The 400-nt window shown below is 42.8% G+C and carries 1 pseudogene; it reads right to left on the reverse strand.

The features are described 5' to 3' along the window. Positions 1-400: pseudogene (locus HC175_RS19785) on the reverse strand (BREX-1 system adenine-specific DNA-methyltransferase PglX); the annotation flags it as partial.

Genomic DNA, 400 nt, shown 5'->3' on the forward strand with positions numbered 1-400 from the left:
TACCTCGTAAGGCAACATACCTTTTGCCTGGAGAGGTGCTATATTTTTTCCTACCCCGTCATCCAGGATTGGATCGTAACCTTCCTGTAACAGCTCATCAATTTTCTTTTTAAAATTCTCCAGCTCTTTAAGTTGCTTATAGATCGCTTCCTTTTCGTTTTGAGCTTTGGCGGAATCATCCCGGGAAAGATCACTTTGGCGGTTTACGAGCGACCGTTCCCTGTTCTCAATATATACAGAGCGAATTCGCAACAGTTTATCCCGGCTCCATTTGTAGATGATAATATAGCAGTCAAATGCTTTCTCCGGGCCGCTGGAGAGGTGCCAGATAAAGGGCGTTTTTGGCAAGTACATAAACAGGTTAAGGTGATCTGAAAATTCTTTGAAGAAATGGTTGTTT

The sequence above is a fragment of the Salinimicrobium oceani genome (assembly GCF_012037645.1).